This window comes from Bacteroides faecis MAJ27 (genome assembly GCF_900106755.1).
In the GTDB taxonomy this organism is placed as follows: domain Bacteria; phylum Bacteroidota; class Bacteroidia; order Bacteroidales; family Bacteroidaceae; genus Bacteroides; species Bacteroides faecis.
Window position 1 is genome coordinate 35,095 of the sequence record NZ_FNNN01000008.1, and the last position, 18,027, is coordinate 53,121.

General features: G+C 42.1%; 14 protein-coding genes. 10 read left to right on the forward strand and 4 right to left on the reverse strand.

What is annotated here, in order from left to right; translation table 11 throughout:
* Nucleotides 1–10: 10 nt before the first annotated feature.
* The 10 genes from BLW31_RS08900 (at nt 11) to BLW31_RS08945 (ending at nt 15,829) form a co-directional block, all read left to right on the forward strand.
* Complete coding sequence (locus BLW31_RS08900; RefSeq protein ID WP_010535861.1) at nt 11–505, forward strand: RNA polymerase sigma-70 factor; 495 nt, start codon at nt 11–13, stop codon at nt 503–505.
* An 80-nt stretch (nt 506–585) separates the two neighbouring features.
* Nucleotides 586–1,758, forward strand: coding sequence for a FecR family protein (locus tag BLW31_RS08905; protein WP_010535862.1), 1,173 nt, complete (start codon nt 586–588; stop codon nt 1,756–1,758).
* 154 nt (nt 1,759–1,912) lie between these two features.
* Nucleotides 1,913–5,500 carry a SusC/RagA family TonB-linked outer membrane protein gene (locus BLW31_RS08910; RefSeq protein WP_029425140.1) on the forward strand — a complete coding sequence of 1,196 codons (3,588 nt, stop codon included), beginning with the start codon at nt 1,913–1,915 and terminating at the stop codon, nt 5,498–5,500.
* A 32-nt stretch (nt 5,501–5,532) separates the two neighbouring features.
* The gene (locus BLW31_RS08915; protein ID WP_010535864.1) at nt 5,533–7,104 is read left to right on the forward strand and encodes a RagB/SusD family nutrient uptake outer membrane protein; all 1,572 of its coding nucleotides are present in this window, start codon (nt 5,533–5,535) and stop codon (nt 7,102–7,104) included.
* 21 nt (nt 7,105–7,125) lie between these two features.
* Nucleotides 7,126–8,076 carry a zinc-binding metallopeptidase gene (locus BLW31_RS08920; RefSeq protein ID WP_010535865.1) on the forward strand — a complete coding sequence of 317 codons (951 nt, stop codon included), beginning with the start codon at nt 7,126–7,128 and terminating at the stop codon, nt 8,074–8,076.
* A 13-nt stretch (nt 8,077–8,089) separates the two neighbouring features.
* Nucleotides 8,090–9,436, forward strand: coding sequence for a DUF4302 domain-containing protein (locus tag BLW31_RS08925; RefSeq protein WP_010535866.1), 1,347 nt, complete (start codon nt 8,090–8,092; stop codon nt 9,434–9,436).
* A gap of 36 nt (nt 9,437–9,472) precedes the next feature.
* Nucleotides 9,473–10,552, forward strand: a complete 1,080-nt coding sequence (locus BLW31_RS08930; protein ID WP_032836601.1) for a BACON domain-containing protein — start codon at nt 9,473–9,475, stop codon at nt 10,550–10,552.
* 39 nt (nt 10,553–10,591) lie between these two features.
* Nucleotides 10,592–12,820, forward strand: a complete 2,229-nt coding sequence (locus BLW31_RS08935) for a fibronectin type III domain-containing protein (protein WP_010535868.1) — start codon at nt 10,592–10,594, stop codon at nt 12,818–12,820.
* A gap of 147 nt (nt 12,821–12,967) precedes the next feature.
* Nucleotides 12,968–15,124: a ribonuclease R gene (gene rnr, locus BLW31_RS08940; protein ID WP_010535869.1), complete on the forward strand. Its 2,157-nt coding sequence runs from the start codon at nt 12,968–12,970 to the stop codon at nt 15,122–15,124.
* A 225-nt stretch (nt 15,125–15,349) separates the two neighbouring features.
* Entirely contained in the window at nt 15,350–15,829 is a 480-nt protein-coding gene (locus BLW31_RS08945) for a pyridoxamine 5'-phosphate oxidase family protein (RefSeq protein ID WP_010535870.1), read from the forward strand.
* A 142-nt stretch (nt 15,830–15,971) separates the two neighbouring features.
* Here the strand turns inward: BLW31_RS08945 and BLW31_RS08950 are convergent, their stop codons facing one another.
* From BLW31_RS08950 to BLW31_RS08965, 4 genes are read right to left on the reverse strand one after another with little or no spacing between them, the layout of a single operon-like run.
* On the reverse strand, nt 15,972–16,430 hold the full coding sequence (locus BLW31_RS08950) for a DUF4252 domain-containing protein (RefSeq protein ID WP_010535871.1): 459 nt from the start codon (nt 16,428–16,430) through the stop codon (nt 15,972–15,974).
* The gene (locus BLW31_RS08955; RefSeq protein ID WP_010535872.1) at nt 16,427–16,954 is read right to left on the reverse strand and encodes a PG0215 family putative anti-sigma factor; all 528 of its coding nucleotides are present in this window, start codon (nt 16,952–16,954) and stop codon (nt 16,427–16,429) included. Before BLW31_RS08955 ends, BLW31_RS08950 begins: the two co-directional genes overlap by 4 nt.
* Nucleotides 16,941–17,453, reverse strand: a complete 513-nt coding sequence (locus BLW31_RS08960) for a GFO_1088 family ECF-type sigma factor (protein ID WP_010535873.1) — start codon at nt 17,451–17,453, stop codon at nt 16,941–16,943. Before BLW31_RS08960 ends, BLW31_RS08955 begins: the two co-directional genes overlap by 14 nt.
* Entirely contained in the window at nt 17,440–17,925 is a 486-nt protein-coding gene (locus tag BLW31_RS08965) for a DUF4252 domain-containing protein (RefSeq protein WP_010535874.1), read from the reverse strand. Before BLW31_RS08965 ends, BLW31_RS08960 begins: the two co-directional genes overlap by 14 nt.
* Nucleotides 17,926–18,027 lie beyond the last annotated feature (102 nt).

An 18,027-nucleotide genomic window follows, 5' to 3' on the forward strand; every position in this document is an offset into this window, starting at 1 on the left:
TTTAAAGCACGTGGAAGACAAAGCAGATTTCGACTATCTTTTTAAAGAGTACTACCCCCAACTTTATTATTATGCATTCCATCTGATCAATAATATGGAGGCTAGTAAAGATATCGCAAGTGATGCTTTCGAATTTATTTGGACTAACTATGCCAAGATTGATAAAACCACAGCCAAATCTTATCTCTATGTTTACGTCCGTAACAAATGCATCGATTACTTGCGTCATCAGAACGTACACGAACAATATGTTCAATTATATATAAAACTGACCGAATCATACACAGAAACAGAATACAAAGAATATGACGAAAGGATGATGCGCATCCACAAAGCTATTTCAACGCTTACTGCCCACACCCGGCATATCCTTGAAGAATGTTATGTACGAAGAAAAAAATATCAGGAAGTGGCTGATGAACTGAATATAAGCGTAAGCGCTGTCCGAAAACACATTGTAAAAGCACTCTCTGTACTCCGTAAAGAGTTTGCTAAAAAAGAATAAAGAGGGTATCTAACTATCTTAAACAAACGTATTAAAATAAGTAATAGAAATAAAAACAACCAAGAACTGAAAAGTTATTTATGGATAAGGACAAAGGTTACAACGATATAAATGATTCCATCAAAAAAGCATTAGATATCATGGAATCCCCCTCAGAGCTCAATGAGAAAGAAACGTCCGGCGCTCTTGAAGATGATGAATGCCTGCAAACATGCCGTGACATCATGGATATGAATGTAGCGTTACAACAACAGCAAACTCCCGGATCGATAGACGTAGAAGCTGAATTAGTTCGTTTCAAAGCGAAACACACTAAGCGAAAACCTTTTGCCGGACTGAAACTCGCCATCAGTCTGGTCTCAGCGGCGGCTATCCTCACAGGTCTTGTATTCATCATATCCAATACTCTGGATATATTCCCGACTCCTGACCCAATCACCGTCTTTACAGCAGATAATACTCCCCAAGAAATTACCCTGCAAGCTGAAGACGGAGAGAAAATGATATTAGGTGAATCACAAAAAGATCCGAAAGTAGCTGCCAAAACCAAAGAATATCTGGATTACAGCCGTACTAAAAAGACAGTAGCCAATGTCCCTAATGCACAAAATACGATTCAAACTCATACACTGACCATCCCCAGAGGGCAGAACTTTAAAGTGATCCTTTGTGACGGAACAGAAGTATGGCTCAATGCAAATACCCGATTAATTTATCCCACGGCATTTGTAGAAAAAGAACGTACCGTATATCTGGAAGGTGAAGCATACTTCAAAGTAACCCCTAATAAACAGCAACCATTTATTGTAAAGACTCCAAGTATACAAACACGTGTACTAGGTACAGAATTCAATATACGCAGCTACAACCCGGAAGACTCTCACGTAGTACTTATCAATGGAAAGGTAGAAGTCAGTAACACCCAAGGGGGCGCCTACACTGCCATTACTCCGGGAGAAGATGCACATCTGCAAGCTGACGGCAATTTTATCCTGACGGAAGTAGATTTGGACTCTTACATTTACTGGAAAGACGGCTACTTCTACTTTGACGATGTCACTCTTCGGGAAATTATGCAAAATCTCGGACGCTGGTACAATGTAAGTATAGAATTCCGCAATAAAGAAGCTATGAACTACAAAATGCACTTTGTAGCTGATCGCCGGCTTGGGCTTGAACACACCATTCAATTACTTAATCGGATGAAAAAAGTAACCGTAACTTTAAACGGCAATACTCTTACTATCGATTAGTATTTTCATACAAAAAGTATACAAAAGCACAAAGAAAACAACAAAATATTATCTTTTAAAGAAAATAATTCGCAAAAGGGGTGTCTTAAATTTCCTTTCATACGCACTATTAATATAAAACAAGTTCAAAATAGTGTTATTTAAAATCAAACGTATGAAAAGAAACTGGTATTTATTTATCGTGTGCCTCCTATGCGTATGCTTACTGCCACGACCGGCAGAAGCTCAGACACAAAACGAAAAGAAAATCACGTTGGAATTCAACAATGAACGCTTGCCTTCTGTGTTGAAACGTCTGGAGAAAGTATCAGGATACAAAATCCTGTTTACGTATGATGATGTCAAGAAATTCACAGTCTCGGGGTCCGTAAAAGACAAGAGCATAAAGCAAGCACTAGACATCATACTCATCGACAAGCCATTAGAATACCATATAGATGGCCAGTTTATCACAATCACTCCTACCGGCCCATCCAAACAGGCTAAAATATTCGATGTTAACGGAGTAGTCATATCCGGAGATGACGGGCAACCGCTCATCGGAGCCACCGTACAGATTAAAGGCAGCAAATCCGGAGTACTGACAGACCTGAATGGTAAATTCTTTATCGAGAAAGTAGCCAGCAACTCTATTTTACAGTTCTCTTATATTGGCATGCATCCACAGGAGCTAACTGCCACTCCAACGATGAGTGTTACACTAAATACCGATGTGCAAACGCTGTCGGAAGTCGTAGTCACAGGTATGCAGAAAATGGATAAACGATTGTTTACCGGTGCTACTGCACAGCTATCCGCTGAAGAAGTAAAACTCGACGGTATGCCCGAAATCAGTCGTGCGCTGGAAGGACGTGCCGCCGGTGTATCAGTTCAAAATGTATCGGGAACATTTGGTACTGCTCCTAAAATCCGGGTTCGTGGTGCTACCTCTATATATGGTAGTTCCAAACCTCTGTGGGTGGTGGATGGAGTTATTATGGAAGACGCAATTGAAGTCGGTGCAGACGATCTCTCTTCGGGAGACGCAGAAACATTGATCAGTTCTGCTATTGCCGGTCTGAATGCGGACGACATTGAAAGCTTTCAGATATTGAAAGATGGCTCTGCAACTTCTATTTATGGAGCACGTGCTATGGCAGGTGTAATTGTCGTTACCACCAAAAAAGGAAAAGCCGGTATTAACAAGATTAGTTATACAGGTGAATTTACCACTCGTATGATCCCCACCTATAACGAATTCAACATTATGAATTCACAGGAGCAAATGGGAGTTTATAAAGAAATGGAACAAAAAGGATGGTTAAATTACAGTGACATCTATCGCGCTGCCAATAGTGGTGTATATGGTCGTATGTATAAGCTTATCAATACTTTCGACCCTGTCACCGGACAATATGCCATATCCAGTACTGAAGAAATGAACGCTTATCTACGCGAAGCAGAAATGAGAAATACCGATTGGTTTGATGCTTTATTCTCTAATAATATTTCACAGAACCACTCGGTCAGCATTACTTCCGGAACTGAAAAGTCTTCTTTCTATGCATCATTGAGTGCAATGCTCGATCCGGGATGGTACAAACAAAGTGAAGTGAAACGCTATACAGCAAATGTAAACACAACTTATAACGTACTCAAAAATCTATCCGTCAACCTGATTTCAAGCGCATCCTACCGTAAGCAAAAAGCACCCGGAACCATTAGCTCTACCGTCAACGCCGCAAATGGAGAAGTCAGTCGCAGTTTTGATATCAACCCATATTCTTATGCCATCAACACTTCTCGAGCAATGGACCCGAACGCTTATTATACTTCCAATTATGCTCCATTCAATATTTTACATGAACTAGACAATAACTACATTGAACTGAATGTAGTAGATGTGAAATTTCAGGGAGAGATAAAATGGAAAGCCCTTCCCGAACTGGAGTTTAGCGCATTAGGATCATTAAAATATCAGGCCAGTTCTCAAGAGCACAATATCCTGGATAACTCTAATCAGGCAACAGCATATCGCACAGGTATGGATGACGCAACCATTCGTAACAACAATGGGCTGCTTTACAGCGATCCGGATGATATTTACTCATTACCTATCAGCATTCTGCCACGAGGAGGCATCTATCAACGTAAAGATTACAAAATGTTAGGATTGGATTTCCGTGCGACCGCTTCATGGAATCATCTATTTGCCGAGAAGCATATCACCAATGCTTTCGGAGGAATGGAAGTCAATGATCTCCGCCGTTCATACACCATGTTCAATGGTTGGGGGATGCAATACTCAATGGGTGAAACTCCATCCTATGTATATCAGTTTTTCAAGAAAGGATTGGAAGCAGACGATAAATATTATGCGCTGGAACACAGTTTGGCACGCAGTGTGGCCACATTTGCCAACGTGACCTATTCGTACGACGGGCGTTATACCATGAACGGGACATTCCGTTATGAAGGAACCAACCGCATGGGCAGAAGTCACTCTGCACGTTGGCTCCCCACCTGGAACCTGTCAGGAGCATGGAATGCTCATGAAGAAAACTTTTTCAAAAAGCTGGAACCAACTCTTTCACACCTCACTCTGAAAGTTTCTTATTCACTGACAGCCGACCGCGGTCCCGCCAATGTAACAAACTCACAGGCTATTTTCAGAGCTTATTCTCCCTACCGCCCTTTTACAGATATCCAAGAACCGGGAATCTTTATGGCAGACAGTGAGAACAGCGAACTGACCTATGAAAAGAAACATGAATTGAATATCGGTGGGGATATTGGTTTCCTTGATAACCGGATCAATCTGGCACTCGATTGGTATAAACGTAACAATTATGACCTCATCGGAGCGGCAATCACCCCGGGAGTTGGCGGAGGAGGAACTTATACGTATGCTAATGTAGCTTCAATGGAAAGTCACGGTATCGAGTTCACTCTTTCTACACAGAATATAAAGAAAAAGAACTTCAGCTGGAGCACAGACTTTATCTTCTCACATACCAAAAATAAAGTTACCGACCTTAAATCACTGGCAAATGTGATGGATTTAATTTCCGGTAACGGATTTGCCCGTGAAGGCTATCCGGTTCGTGGTTTGTTCTCTATCCCATTTGTAGGCCTGGACAAGAATGGTCTTCCCCTATTCGATATCAATGGTAAAATTACAAGCACAGAGATTGAATTCCAGGCACGTGACAATATCGATTATCTGAAATATGAAGGACCGACAGACCCGACTATCACCGGTAGTCTTGGAAACGTCTTCACATATAAAGGCTTCAAGCTAAATGTTTTCCTTACTTATTCATTCGGCAATGTAGTCCGTCTGGACCCGGTATTCAAAGCCAGCTACTCCGACCTGACAGCTATGCCGCGTGAATTTAAGAACCGATGGACACTACCCGGCGATGAAAGCCAAACAGATATTCCGGCAATAATCAGCTATCCGCAGTATAGCCATAATCTGAATCTGTCTTATGCCTACAATGCTTATAATTACTCAACGGCCCGCATCGCGAAGGGAGACTTCATCCGAATGAAAGAAATATCACTCGCCTATGAGTTTCCACGCACTTGGTTGAACCCGTTAAAGATATCCAACTTATCACTCAAATTACAAGCTACTAACCTCTTCCTGCTTTATGCAGATAAGAAATTGAACGGACAAGACCCGGAGTTCTTTAACACCGGAGGCGTAGCCTCTCCGGTACCCCGTCAGTTTACTTTGACATTGAGATTAGGATTATAAATTAACTAATAAGTTTATAAATAAAATTAGATATGAGAAAAAATATAATACATATAGGACTGATATTGCTACTAGCTCCATGCTATACAGCTTGCAGCAGTTTTCTGGATGAACTTCCGGACAACCGGACAGAGTTGGATACCGAACAAAGTATCGCCAATATCCTGGTATCTGCCTATCCGCAAAGTACAAATTGCGAAATAGGGGAATTATACAGCGATAACACAGACGAGAATAGTCGTGCATATGGTTACTGGCAAAAGGTAGAAGAGGACTTGTACAACTGGAAAGATACCTACGAAGAAGGACAAGATACTCCACAAGCCTTATGGGATGCCTGCTATGCGGCAATCGCCTCATCCAACCATGCACTGCAAGGAATCAAGAACCTGGGAAATCCGACATCGTTAAATCCCCAGAAAGGGGAAGCTCTGGTATGCCGTGCCTATGCTCATTTTATGCTGGCAACTACATTTTGCCAAGCATATAACAGTAATACAGCCGAACAGGAATTAGGCATTCCCTACATGGAAACACTTCAGACTACTGTAGCCCCCCATTACGAACGTGGTACGCTCGCCAGTGTATATCGAAAAATTGCAGCTGATCTAGAAGAAGGCATCCCTCTAATTAACGATGATGCCTATTCTATTCCCAAATATCATTTCAACAAGAAAGCGGCATATGCTTTTGCCGCACGTTTCTACCTCTATTATATGCAACCGGATTTCTCTAATTGCAAAAAAGTAGTAGAATACGCTAATCTTGTATTAGGAGCAAATGCCGATGAAGTACTGCGGGACTGGAAATATCTCGGGACCCTCAGCCCCAATGGAGACGTCCAGCCTAATGCTTATATCGATGCAAGTGAGCCCGCCAACCTACTCCTTCTCAGTACCAGCTCTACGCTTGGCGGAGTAATAGATGCCGGTTACGGACTCTGCATGCGCTACTCACACAATGCTGTAACCGGGCTGGAAGATTGTTATTCAACCGGACTATGGGGTGCCTACACCAGATTCCGCCAACAACCATTTGAACCTTCGCGATCACCTAAAATCTCTTTCCGCCGGATCACTCTAATGGCAAAAATAGCCGTATCAGGCGGTGGGTTTTATCCTTACGCCATGGTTCCTGCATTCACTACTGATGAAACTCTGATCACTCGTGCAGAAGCATACACCTATCTGAAACAATATGATAAAGCTGCCGCCGACATCACTTCCTGGCAGAAGTCCTTTACTACCCATACGCAAACGATAACTCCGGAAATGGTTGACCAGTTTTACGGAAGTATGAAATACTATAATCTTAATGAAGGAGTTATCACTCCTAAAAAGACCTTGTCTCCGGACTTTACGCTTGAACCCGGCAGACAGACTAACTTCATTCATTGTATCCTGCATCTGCGCAGAATCACCACACTGGGAGAAGGCCTACGCTGGCAAGATATAAGACGATACGGCATTACTGTACAACGCCGTTACTTTGAAAACGAAGAATTAATGGACATTACTGATACCATGGACAAAAACGACTTGCGCAGGGTCGTCCAGATTCCGGCAAATGTAATAGCAGCAGGTATAGAAGCAAATCCAAGATAAAAAGAGAAAGGAGAAAAGAATATGAAACAATACATCTTATTATACGCATTATTCATCGCCACAGCAATCTGCTTGGGCGCATGTAACAATGATGAGGATATCGATACTGCAAACAGCATCTTCCCGATGGAAGAAACTACCGGCAATGCATTCGATCATTGGTTATTCAGAAATTACATGAATACCTACAACGTCACCTTCAAATACCGTATGGAAGATATCGAAAGCGATCAATCCAAGAATTTGATCCCTGCCGATTATAATAAGTCGGTGGTATTAGCCAAAATTGTAAAGCATGTCTGGATGGAAGCATATGATGAGCTGTGCGGCATTAACTTCCTGCGGGTTTACATTCCCAAAACGATACATCTGATAGGTTCTCCGGCTTACGATAAAAGCGGGACAATGGTACTTGGAACAGCAGAAGGGGGAATGAAAATTACCCTTTACAATGTAAATAGCCTGAATGTGGAAAACATTAATATAGAACAATTAAACAAATTCTATTTCAAAACAATGCATCATGAGTTCGCTCATATTCTGCATCAGACAAAAAATTACGATCCTGCCTTCGACCGCATCACCGAAAATGCATATATCGGAAGCAACTGGTATGTGTATACCGATCCGGAAACCGGAAAACAAAGTTCACGCACCGACCAGCAAGCCTGGCAAGCAGGTTTTGTCAGCCCCTATGCAATGAGCGAGGCCCGAGAAGATTTTGTTGAAAACATCGCTATATATGTCACCCACGATGAGTATTATTGGAAATCCATGTTAGCTGCCGCAGGAGAAAGCGGTGAAGCAATAATCAACAAAAAATTCAATATTGTCTATAATTATATGAGAGATACCTGGGGAATAGATTTAGATGATCTGCGTTCTGTCGTACTACGGCGTCAGGATGAAATTTATTCTTTAGATCTGAACACTATCGATATTGAAGACGACATCAACTCTACCAACAACTAAAAAGACACTGATTATGAAGCAAAAAATATTAACCTACTTTATATTGGTTACAGCCTGCATCGGTCTTCATTCCTGTTTATTTCAACAGGATGATTATTTCGATAAGTCCTCTGCCGAACGTGCCGCTGCAGATGTTATTAAATGTAGCGAACTATTAAAAAGCTCTCCAAACGGTTGGCTGCTGGAATATTATATTGGCTCCGGCTATGCTATGGGAGGTATCACTCTCCTTTGTAAGTTTGATGACAAAAAAGTGACGATGGCTTCTACACTAAGTACCCCTAATGTACCATCAGGAGTTTTTATAGAATCTCTCTATCAGGTGGTTTCCGAACAATCCACCATGCTCACATTTGACAGCTATAATGAGCTGATTCATGCTTTTGCAGCTCCGGCAGGCAGTGGAAACGATGCAAATGCCAACATGGGGGGAGACTATGAGTTTATTATCATGGATGCTTCGGATAACCAGATCACTCTACTAGGAAAGAAATATGGTAATACAATGACCATGACACGAATGCCGGTAACAACTAAATGGAAAGAGTATATCAGGGGAGTGAATGAAATAGAAGAGAATGCTTATTTATATCAATTCGATATAATGGCAGGAGGAGAAAAAATCGGTTATTTAAAACGTGATAACTATACGCTGTCATTTAGTGGAAAAACAGAGACCTCTTCCACAACGATCCCCTTTGTCTTTACTCCCAACGGACTTCACTTCCGCGAACCTGTTATTATCAATGGCAAAAAAATGCAATATTTTGCCTGGGACAATGCGTTCATGACATTCACTTGTACGGATGAAAGTGCTCAAGGAGTAAAATTAGTATCCCTTTATCCGGAAGGTTATCTTTATTATCATGATCTTCTTGGTAGTTACAAGTTCAAATGTAAAGCATTGACACAGCCGGAAAGTGGTAAAGAGCAGACGTTCGAAAGTAAAGAGTTCGACATCACCATTTCACAAAATGTAGAGAACAAAAGCTTTAACTTATCAGGTCTCAATGTACCTATCAGCATCACCTATGACCGTTCCAGTGGCAAGATGATTATACCGGTTCAGGCATTAGGCTCAATAAACGGCTATTACGGTGCATTGTCATTTGGCAACGGCATGTCGTACATTCCTTATTTCATGAGTACGGAAACAGGCTATTACTTCTCTGTGGTAAGCAAGACAGAAAGCACTTCTCCACTAACAATAAGTTTCAAAGACGAAGGAACTTTTAGCCAGTTGACCGGAGCGGAACCTACTGCACTTGTATTCCAAGGTTATACTTCACCCGCATATAGCCAAAGTACTCTTGGCGGATGGGTAGGCTGGTATGACGACTATACAATTGAAAAGCAATAATAACCTGAATGCTGAACATTTTAAAAAGTATCAAGAATGAAAAAGTTACTAAATATATTCATACTGACGTTATGTATGTTGATTGCAGGATGCGACAATGATGACTCAAGCGTATCCGTATTGAAGGTCATCCAATCAGACGTAACGTTCAAAGCCGCTGGTGGAACAGGTTCTATCCGCATAGAAGCAACCGGTGACGTGACGGCAGTTGCAGACGCAGACTGGTGTACAATAAAAGAAACAAGCCATGAGATGGTTACATTTGACGTAAAGGAGAATTACGACTTTCCGGGACGATCTGCACAAATTATCATTCGTAATGAAGCAAATACACAGAGAGTAACCGTTACACAGCAAGGCGCCATCATCATTTATAACGAAAATGATTTGCAACAGGCTACAGGAAACGAAAAGAGTTCGTTGATTATTGCGCTGAAAGGTTCATTTCCATTTAAAATAAACATTCCCGAAGATGCCAAAGAATGGTTATCTTACGAATTAGTAGATGAGGGTATCCAATTTAACTTCGAGAAAAACACCACCAATACTGTACGCGGAACATCTGTAGAAATTACAAATGGGGTACGTACTGCCGTATATGTGCTTATGCAATATGATGCCGAAAACTTACTGGGAAGCTGGGTAGCTAGTTTCAATCGTATCTGGCAAAAAGATTCGGCTACAGGTAAAGGTCCGGCCAGTATAAAAGAAAGCGAAGAGAATGGAACTTATGTTATTTCTCTTCCTAATTCCAGCCTCTTCCCGATGACTCTGGAAGCAACCTATACCGACCATGGTTTCAAGATTGCATCCGGACAATACCAAGGAGAAACAAAGGTAGAAAATGAAGACGGTACAATGACAACTACGTTATATATTTATTCGGGAATAGCCTCCGGTTATTATAGTTATTGGTTTCCTGAGCAAAGCGTCAACCTTGCTCCGACTATGATAAACGGAGAAATTGTATTGACTTTACAAGATAATGGAAGTGCCGAAGGAGATACTATTGCCGACTTACTGCTAGGATTCTTCCTGGAAAAAGACAATATATCACAAAATACTTTTGTGCCATCCCTTACCATGGACATTTACAATCTTAAATTATTCAGATAATTAGTTCATATTACCCAGATACATTAAAATATCAATTATATGAAAACAATATTCTATTGGGTTATTCTTAGTATCATATGCGGTTTCACACTTACTATCGCATCATGCTCAGACGATGATGACGTAACTTCGTTATCAGCCCCAGGAGATATCAAATACAGCGATATATCCAGCAACTCATTTAAAGTAACATGGACAGCTGATCCCAATGCTACAAGTTACATTGTAAAAATCAAAGACGAATGGAGAGAATTGACAGACAAAACTCAGACCGTATCCGAACCCAGCGCTACTTTCACCGGATTGGAATCAGAAAATAAATATTGGGTAGCAGTCTGTTCAACAACAGCAAATGCTTCCTCAGCCTCTCCTTTCAGCAAATGGATAGCCGTCAAAATGCCGGAAGGTTCTGTTGCCAGAACTTTTGCCTCCGGTGAGGGAACCGAACAATATCCATTTATCATCAAAACTGCAGGACAGTTAAAACTGATGGCTTATCTAGTTAACAAAACCAATGAAATTAAAAACACTCAGGCAATACTTGCTACAGATCAGGATGAGATTGAAATAGAAATGGACCCAACTATTGACTATACAAAAGCTTATTATGAACTGGGAAACGATATCGATATGAGTGGAGTAAACGACTGGACTCCGATAGGTACAGGACTTGACAACGAAAACATTGCTATGCCCGAAAAGAATATGTTCAGTGGTAGTTTTGATGGAAAAAACCATACTATACACAACTTTACCATCAATTACTCCAGCAATAATACAAGTGCCATGTGTGGTTTGTTCGGTTTGTCCAAATCCGGTTGCACCATCTCTAACTTAAACGTAGAAGGGGATATCACAGCTGTGCATACAGGAACCCAAGAAACAGCCAATTATTTAGTTATAGGAGGCATATTGGCTTACGGTTATCAGGCAGTCATTACTAATTGTACCTTTAAAGGTAGTATCCGTGCTTCATTCACCACCGATACAGACGGCACATCCATCGTTGGAGGGATATGCGGTACGATACTAGGTACAATCAATCAATGTACGGTGAATATTCCGGCTTCGTCGGAATTTATAGTCAACGGGGCCACTCCTCAAGTAGGTGCCATTGCCGGATATGGAAACAGCGGTTATATTACGTATTGTAAGGCAGTAGTTGACGGTTCGATCCTGGCAGAATCTAAACCAATTGATGACTCACGTGAATATGGAAGTGCAAGAGCACATGCCGGAGGTATATGTGGTGCTTCAAGCGGCTCAAGCATAGGTGCCTGCGATGTCACAATCAACGGAAGTATACATGCCAAAAGTAAAAAGTCATCCGAAGAAGGCTCCATCAGTACATCGGCTGCTGTGGGAGGAGTTTCCGGTAGTTATGCAGCCGATATGTTCGGCAATTGCAACATTCTCATTAAAGGAAGCTTAAAAGCAGAAGCCGACAATTCGGTAGATGTCGGCGGGGCCATTGGTTCACAAGTCAGAGCAGGCTACGGATGCAGTGCATTACATGTAACTATTTTGGGTGAAATAGCAGGAACATGTAGCAGCAGCGGATCTAGTTCGGATGCAACGTATGTAGGAGGTGTATATGGTACGGGGAGTTTCCAAATGGGAGGAATCTCAGACTCTGACGTAACTCTCAAAGGTAAAATTACGGCAGAACATCCCCAAATAGCGATGGCAGGTGGCATTGCAGGCAGTACATCCACCTTAACCCGTTGCTGGACAAACATTGACACGAATGCCCTCTTATCAGTAAAAGGAGGTACAGCAGGAGCTTCTTGTGGAGGTATAACGGCAAATTTACTGAGCGGAGGTATTTATGGCTGCTACACAGTCTGCAGAGGAACAATGCAGGCAACATCCGAAACGGCAAGTGGAAGAAACAGCATAAATATAGGTGGTATTGCCGGAGCTGCCAGTGGTACTATGAGGGCACGTAAAATACTAACCGGATGCTACTCTCTCATTGAAGGCAGTCTGACCGGTAATGGAGAAACAGTATTTGCCGGAGGCATTGTTGGTATGAGTAATGCCTATACAAACATGAACTCCACGTACTGGTGGAGTGCTTCCGATGCAATAAAAGGACATTCCGGCGTAATAGGAGAATCGGATGTATTTAAGATGCAGGATTCCAGTCAAGCCAGCCTTGAGGAAGCAGCCCAAGAAATGAATATCGCATTAAAAGACTCCGGATACGGATACTTCTTCTACCGCGAAAAAGACAAGTGTCTGAACATTACGACAACACTACCATAATCATCTCTCTTTTAAGTTACCCCTGCCACCCTTGACCTCCTTTATAGAGATAAAGTATCAAGGGTGGTTTATTTTTTCTCGCCTCAAAGTTTCTACAAGGAAAATAATCTTATATCTTTGTATCAACATATTTTAAATGACTACATTATGGCGAAAAAGAAAGAAAAGAAAGAGAAAAAGGCCGGCAAAAGAATGAATAAGAAAGAGCTGGCAGCGTTATTGATTAACTTTTTCCATGCCAAACCAAGCGAGACGCTTAGTATGAAATACATTTTCTCGGAATTGCATCTCACTACTCATCCGCAGAAAATGCTATGCGTTGATATATTACATGACCTTTTAGATGACGACTATATTTCTGAAATTGAAAAAGGAAAGTTCCGGCTGAACAATCACGGAACGGAAATGACGGGTACTTTCCAGCGCAAGAGCAATGGGAAGAACTCCTTCATTCCCGAAGGTGGAGGCGAGCCGATCTTTGTTGCCGAACGAAATTCGGCACATGCGATGAACAATGACAAAGTAAAAATCACCTTCTATGCCAAAAGAAAAAATAAAGACGCAGAAGGAGAAGTAATAGAAATACTGGAACGTGCCAATGATACATTTGTCGGTACTCTGGAAGTAGCCAAATCATACGCCTTCTTAGTCACAGAGAACCGTACGCTTGCCAACGACATCTTCATCCCGAAAGAAAAGCTGAAAGGCGGAAAAACCGGAGACAAGGCAATCGTAAAAGTGACCGAATGGCCGGATAAGGCAAAGAATCCTATCGGACAAGTGATCGATATTCTGGGTAAAGCAGGAGATAATACGACAGAGATGCACGCTATCCTTGCCGAATTCGGCTTGCCCTATGTATACCCGAAAGCGGTAGAGACTGCCGCCGATAAAATTCCTGCAGAAATTACTCCGGAAGAAATAGCCAGACGCGAAGACTTCCGTAAGGTAACGACTTTCACCATTGACCCGAAAGATGCCAAAGATTTTGATGACGCACTTTCTATCCGCCCCATAAAAGACGGTTTGTGGGAAGTGGGTGTACACATCGCCGACGTGACACATTACGTAAAAGAAGGAGGCATCATCGACAAGGAAGCAGAGAAGCGGGCGACTTCCGTTTATCTGGTAGACCGGACCATCCCCATGCTTCCCGAACGGCTATGTAACTTCATCTGTTCCTTGCGTCCGAATGAAGAAAAACTGGCATTCTCCGTCATCTTCGACATCACGGAGAAAGGAGAAGTCAGAGATTCACGTATCGTACACACTGTCATCAACTCCGACCGCCGTTTCACCTACGAAGAAGCGCAACAGATTATCGAAACCAAAGCCGGTGACTTCAAGGAAGAAGTACTGATGCTGGATACGATAGCCAAAGCACTGCGTGAGAAACGTTTTGCAGCAGGAGCCATCAACTTCGACCGCTATGAAGTGAAGTTTGAAATTGACGAGAAGGGAAAACCTATCAGCGTTTACTTTAAAGAGTCCAAAGACGCCAATAAGCTGGTAGAAGAATTCATGCTGCTCGCTAACAGGACGGTGGCGGAAAAGGTGGGACGCGTACCTAAGAATAAGAAACCGAAAGTACTTCCTTACCGTATCCACGATCTGCCCGATCCGGAGAAACTGGAGAACTTGTCACAGTTCATCGCCCGCTTCGGCTACAAAGTGCGTACAAGCGGAACAAAAACAGACATATCAAAGTCTATCAACCATTTGCTGGATGATATTCACGGAAAGAAGGAAGAGAATCTCATTGAAACCGTATCCATCCGTGCCATGCAGAAAGCGCGTTATTCTACGCACAACATCGGACACTACGGACTGGCATTCGATTATTATACCCACTTTACTTCACCGATCCGTCGTTTTCCGGATATGATGGTACATCGTCTGGTAACGAAGTACATGGACGGAGGGCGAAGCGTATCCGAAACAAAATATGAGGATCTCTGCGACCACAGTTCGAACATGGAGCAAATTGCCGCCAATGCCGAACGTGCTTCCATCAAATACAAACAGGTAGAATTCATGAGCGAGCGACTCGGACAGATTTATGACGGAGTAATCTCGGGTGTGACGGAATGGGGGCTTTACGTTGAACTCAATGAAAACAAATGCGAAGGTATGGTTCCGATCCGTGACCTGGATGACGACTATTATGAATTTGACGAAAAGAACTATTGTCTCCGCGGACGCCGCAAAAACAAGATATACAGTTTAGGAGATGCTATCACGATCCGTGTGGCACGTGCCAATCTGGAAAAGAAGCAGTTAGACTTTGCGCTTATTGAGAAATAGAAGTAAATGCAATAAGTATATACTTAAAACTGATTGATAGTATTACTCATCTTATGCCACCCTATTGGCACGGTTGTGCCACCGCATTGGCACAACTGTGCCATGCCTTTGGCACAACCGTGCCAGTAGGGTGGCACAAACAAAGAACTGATTCTCTCCCTATCATCCCATTATAGTGCTATAAATCAGGGAGACACACTTAACTTTAGAAAACCGACATTGAAAATGAAAACAATCGTTATCGAAGACAAGCAACGAATCGAATCCATTATTCTTCAGGCGGATGCCTGCTTTGTAGGCATGGTAGACTTAGAAGGCAATCCATACGTAGTTCCCATGAACTTCGGCTATGAAAACGATATCCTTTACCTCCATTCCGGTCCCGAAGGCGGGAAAATAGAAATGCTGCAACGCAATAACAACGTGTGTATCACGTTCAGCCTCGGCCATAAACTCGTTTATCAGCATAAACAAGTAGCCTGCAGCTATAGCATGCGCTCTGAAAGTGCCATGTGTCGTGGCAAAGTAGAATTCATAGAGGATATGGAAGAGAAACGCCGTGCACTGGACATTATCATGCGCCATTACACGAAGGATCAGTTCGGCTACTCCGATCCTGCCGTACGGAATGTCAAAGTATGGAAAGTACCTGTAGACCAGATGACAGGAAAAGTTTTCGGTCTGCGGGCAGATGAAAAACCATAAGAAGAAATGGTAGCGTAAAGAACAGCCATGAGCAGTGATAATGGTTTGTGAAGCAAACATGACCGAGCATCTCTATAAATTTTTATCCGCAGATTATGCCGCTCCCTATATTAGGAAGATAGTATAACCTGCGGATAAAATATTATTCCTTGTTTACAATACCTTGTATCTCCTTCAGAGTAAGATTTCCGGTAATGATAATTACTGTAAATTCATTCTTCTCACCAGTCATCAGAACAAATTCTTTCTTCTTGTTTTTATCCTGCTTCAGATAAATCGTAGTCTTTTCTCCTTTATCTTTGATACGCATCAGTTCTTCATAACCGTTCTTAGAATTAATAAATGCGAACTCTTTCTTCATCTTGTCAATGATAGCAGGCTTGTCACAACTCAGAATTCGTATGTTATCCAGTTTTGAAGCTATACTGCCAATATTCACGCCTTCCGTCTGCATATCGGGCATCAGGCTGAGCATCGCTTTGGAGATATAAACTGAAGTAACTTCTTCCATGTCTGCAAACTTATCAAAGCGACTGTCCTGCGCATACATAAATAGTGAGCACAAAGAAAATAACAGGGTAATAATATACGTACGTTTCATTGTTTTGTATTATTTATTCGGTTTAATTGTTCATAAACATTCTCTCTGATCTTGCCAGTGGCTTCCTGTACCGTTTCCACTTCCTCCATCCCTTTGTTCAACCGTGAAGACAACATAACCAACGCCTTTTGTGCCTGCATATAGGCTTCTTCGGGAGTAGCGCACGTATCCTTCGGAGCAGAAGGCTTGTACAGATACATTCCTACTGAAAACAAAAGAAGCAGACTGGCAGCTATGCTTCCTAACCATTGCAGGCGGATGATACGTGTACGCTTTTTTACTTTCAACGCTCGCTTCTCACTCATATCCCACGCATCTATCATGTCATTCAGCCTTTCTTCCAGCCCGACAGGAATTTCGGGTTCAGGACAGGCAGCCAACTGCAGGAAAAGTTCCTTCTCGGCAAGCAAATCTTCAGAAACTTCCTCTTCCATAAAGAAACGTTTGAGTTCCTTTTCTTCAGCCTCACTAGTTACACCCTCGTAATACCGTGTCAGCAAATCTTCTATATCATCTGGTTTCATACTCAACTATTGCGTTAAATTGTTCACGTATCTTTTTGCGGGCCCGACTCAACAATACTCGTATATTGACAGCATTCAGTCCCGTGGCTTGTTCTATTTCTTCGAAGGAACAGTCATTCACATCCCGCAGTATCATCACATGCTTTTGCTGCCGGGGGAGCTGACTGATAAGACGCTGTACCTGATTTACTTCATCCCGCCATTCCATTTCGCTGATAATATTGAAGTCTGCCGAGATATTCAGTTCTTCGGGGGCACGTCCGTCCTCATCCAGCTGGTTACGACGCAGTGCATCGTAGCACAAATTCTTGATAAGAGTAACGCTGTAAGCTTCGGCATTCAGGACACCGTTCAGTTGACCGCGCTTATTCCACAATTTCAGATATGCTTCCTGCACCATATCCTCAGCATCCTGGGCGTTCCCCATTAGCTGAAAAGCTACCCGAAAGAGCTTCCGGTGGCAGGGCAGAAATTGTTGTTTAAAATCAGTGACGTCCATTCTTCTTTCCAGTTTCCATACTTACCAGTTTATCAATATCATCTTTGACAAATTTACCATTTATCTGTATCAATGTACAACTATCGTTTCCGGAGCAGACAACTAATAATTCGCGAATAGCATCCTTCCTGATTTTCATCAGTATGTGCACCTTCTCTCCTCCATCGTTGATGCGCATCAGTTCTTCATAGCCTTTCCGGTTCAGCTTGCTTACTTTACTGCTGAAACGCTTTTTCACGCTTGCCGAACAATCTCCCAAGTCCATGACTTTCATCGATTTCACTTTTCTTATGATTTCACTTCCCTCTTCATGTTTGCAGAACATCTTTCCGAGAGACATCATAAAAGGAGATACTTTCACATAGTCGACATTCTGTTCGCATTCAAACTCATCGAAAAGACTGTCTATGCTTTGCCCATATCCAATATGGCAAACTAAAAGCAGCAATAGGGTAAATAAAAACTTTCTCATTGTTCCTTCTTTATTATTTAAATTAAAGTCGTTATTGAAGCGCTTCAATTAAATAGACGGGAACAACGAGAAAGTTGTTACAACAAAAATAAAAAAATCTTT

Excerpts from the sequence above, each read along its gene's own strand:
- BLW31_RS08905 (WP_010535862.1), top strand. The coding sequence starts at position 586 with ATGGATAAGGACAAAGGTTACAACGATATAAATGATTCCATCAAAAAA.
- BLW31_RS08910 (WP_029425140.1), top strand. The coding sequence starts at position 1,913 with ATGAAAAGAAACTGGTATTTATTTATCGTGTGCCTCCTATGCGTATGC.
- BLW31_RS08915 (WP_010535864.1), top strand. The coding sequence starts at position 5,533 with ATGAGAAAAAATATAATACATATAGGACTGATATTGCTACTAGCTCCA.
- BLW31_RS08920 (WP_010535865.1), top strand. The coding sequence starts at position 7,126 with ATGAAACAATACATCTTATTATACGCATTATTCATCGCCACAGCAATC.
- BLW31_RS08925 (WP_010535866.1), top strand. The coding sequence starts at position 8,090 with ATGAAGCAAAAAATATTAACCTACTTTATATTGGTTACAGCCTGCATC.
- BLW31_RS08930 (WP_032836601.1), top strand. The coding sequence starts at position 9,473 with ATGAAAAAGTTACTAAATATATTCATACTGACGTTATGTATGTTGATT.
- BLW31_RS08935 (WP_010535868.1), top strand. The coding sequence starts at position 10,592 with ATGAAAACAATATTCTATTGGGTTATTCTTAGTATCATATGCGGTTTC.
- rnr (WP_010535869.1), top strand. The coding sequence starts at position 12,968 with ATGGCGAAAAAGAAAGAAAAGAAAGAGAAAAAGGCCGGCAAAAGAATG.
- BLW31_RS08945 (WP_010535870.1), top strand. The coding sequence starts at position 15,350 with ATGAAAACAATCGTTATCGAAGACAAGCAACGAATCGAATCCATTATT.
- BLW31_RS08950 (WP_010535871.1), bottom strand. The coding sequence starts at position 16,430 with ATGAAACGTACGTATATTATTACCCTGTTATTTTCTTTGTGCTCACTA.
- BLW31_RS08955 (WP_010535872.1), bottom strand. The coding sequence starts at position 16,954 with ATGAAACCAGATGATATAGAAGATTTGCTGACACGGTATTACGAGGGT.
- BLW31_RS08960 (WP_010535873.1), bottom strand. The coding sequence starts at position 17,453 with ATGGACGTCACTGATTTTAAACAACAATTTCTGCCCTGCCACCGGAAG.
- BLW31_RS08965 (WP_010535874.1), bottom strand. The coding sequence starts at position 17,925 with ATGAGAAAGTTTTTATTTACCCTATTGCTGCTTTTAGTTTGCCATATT.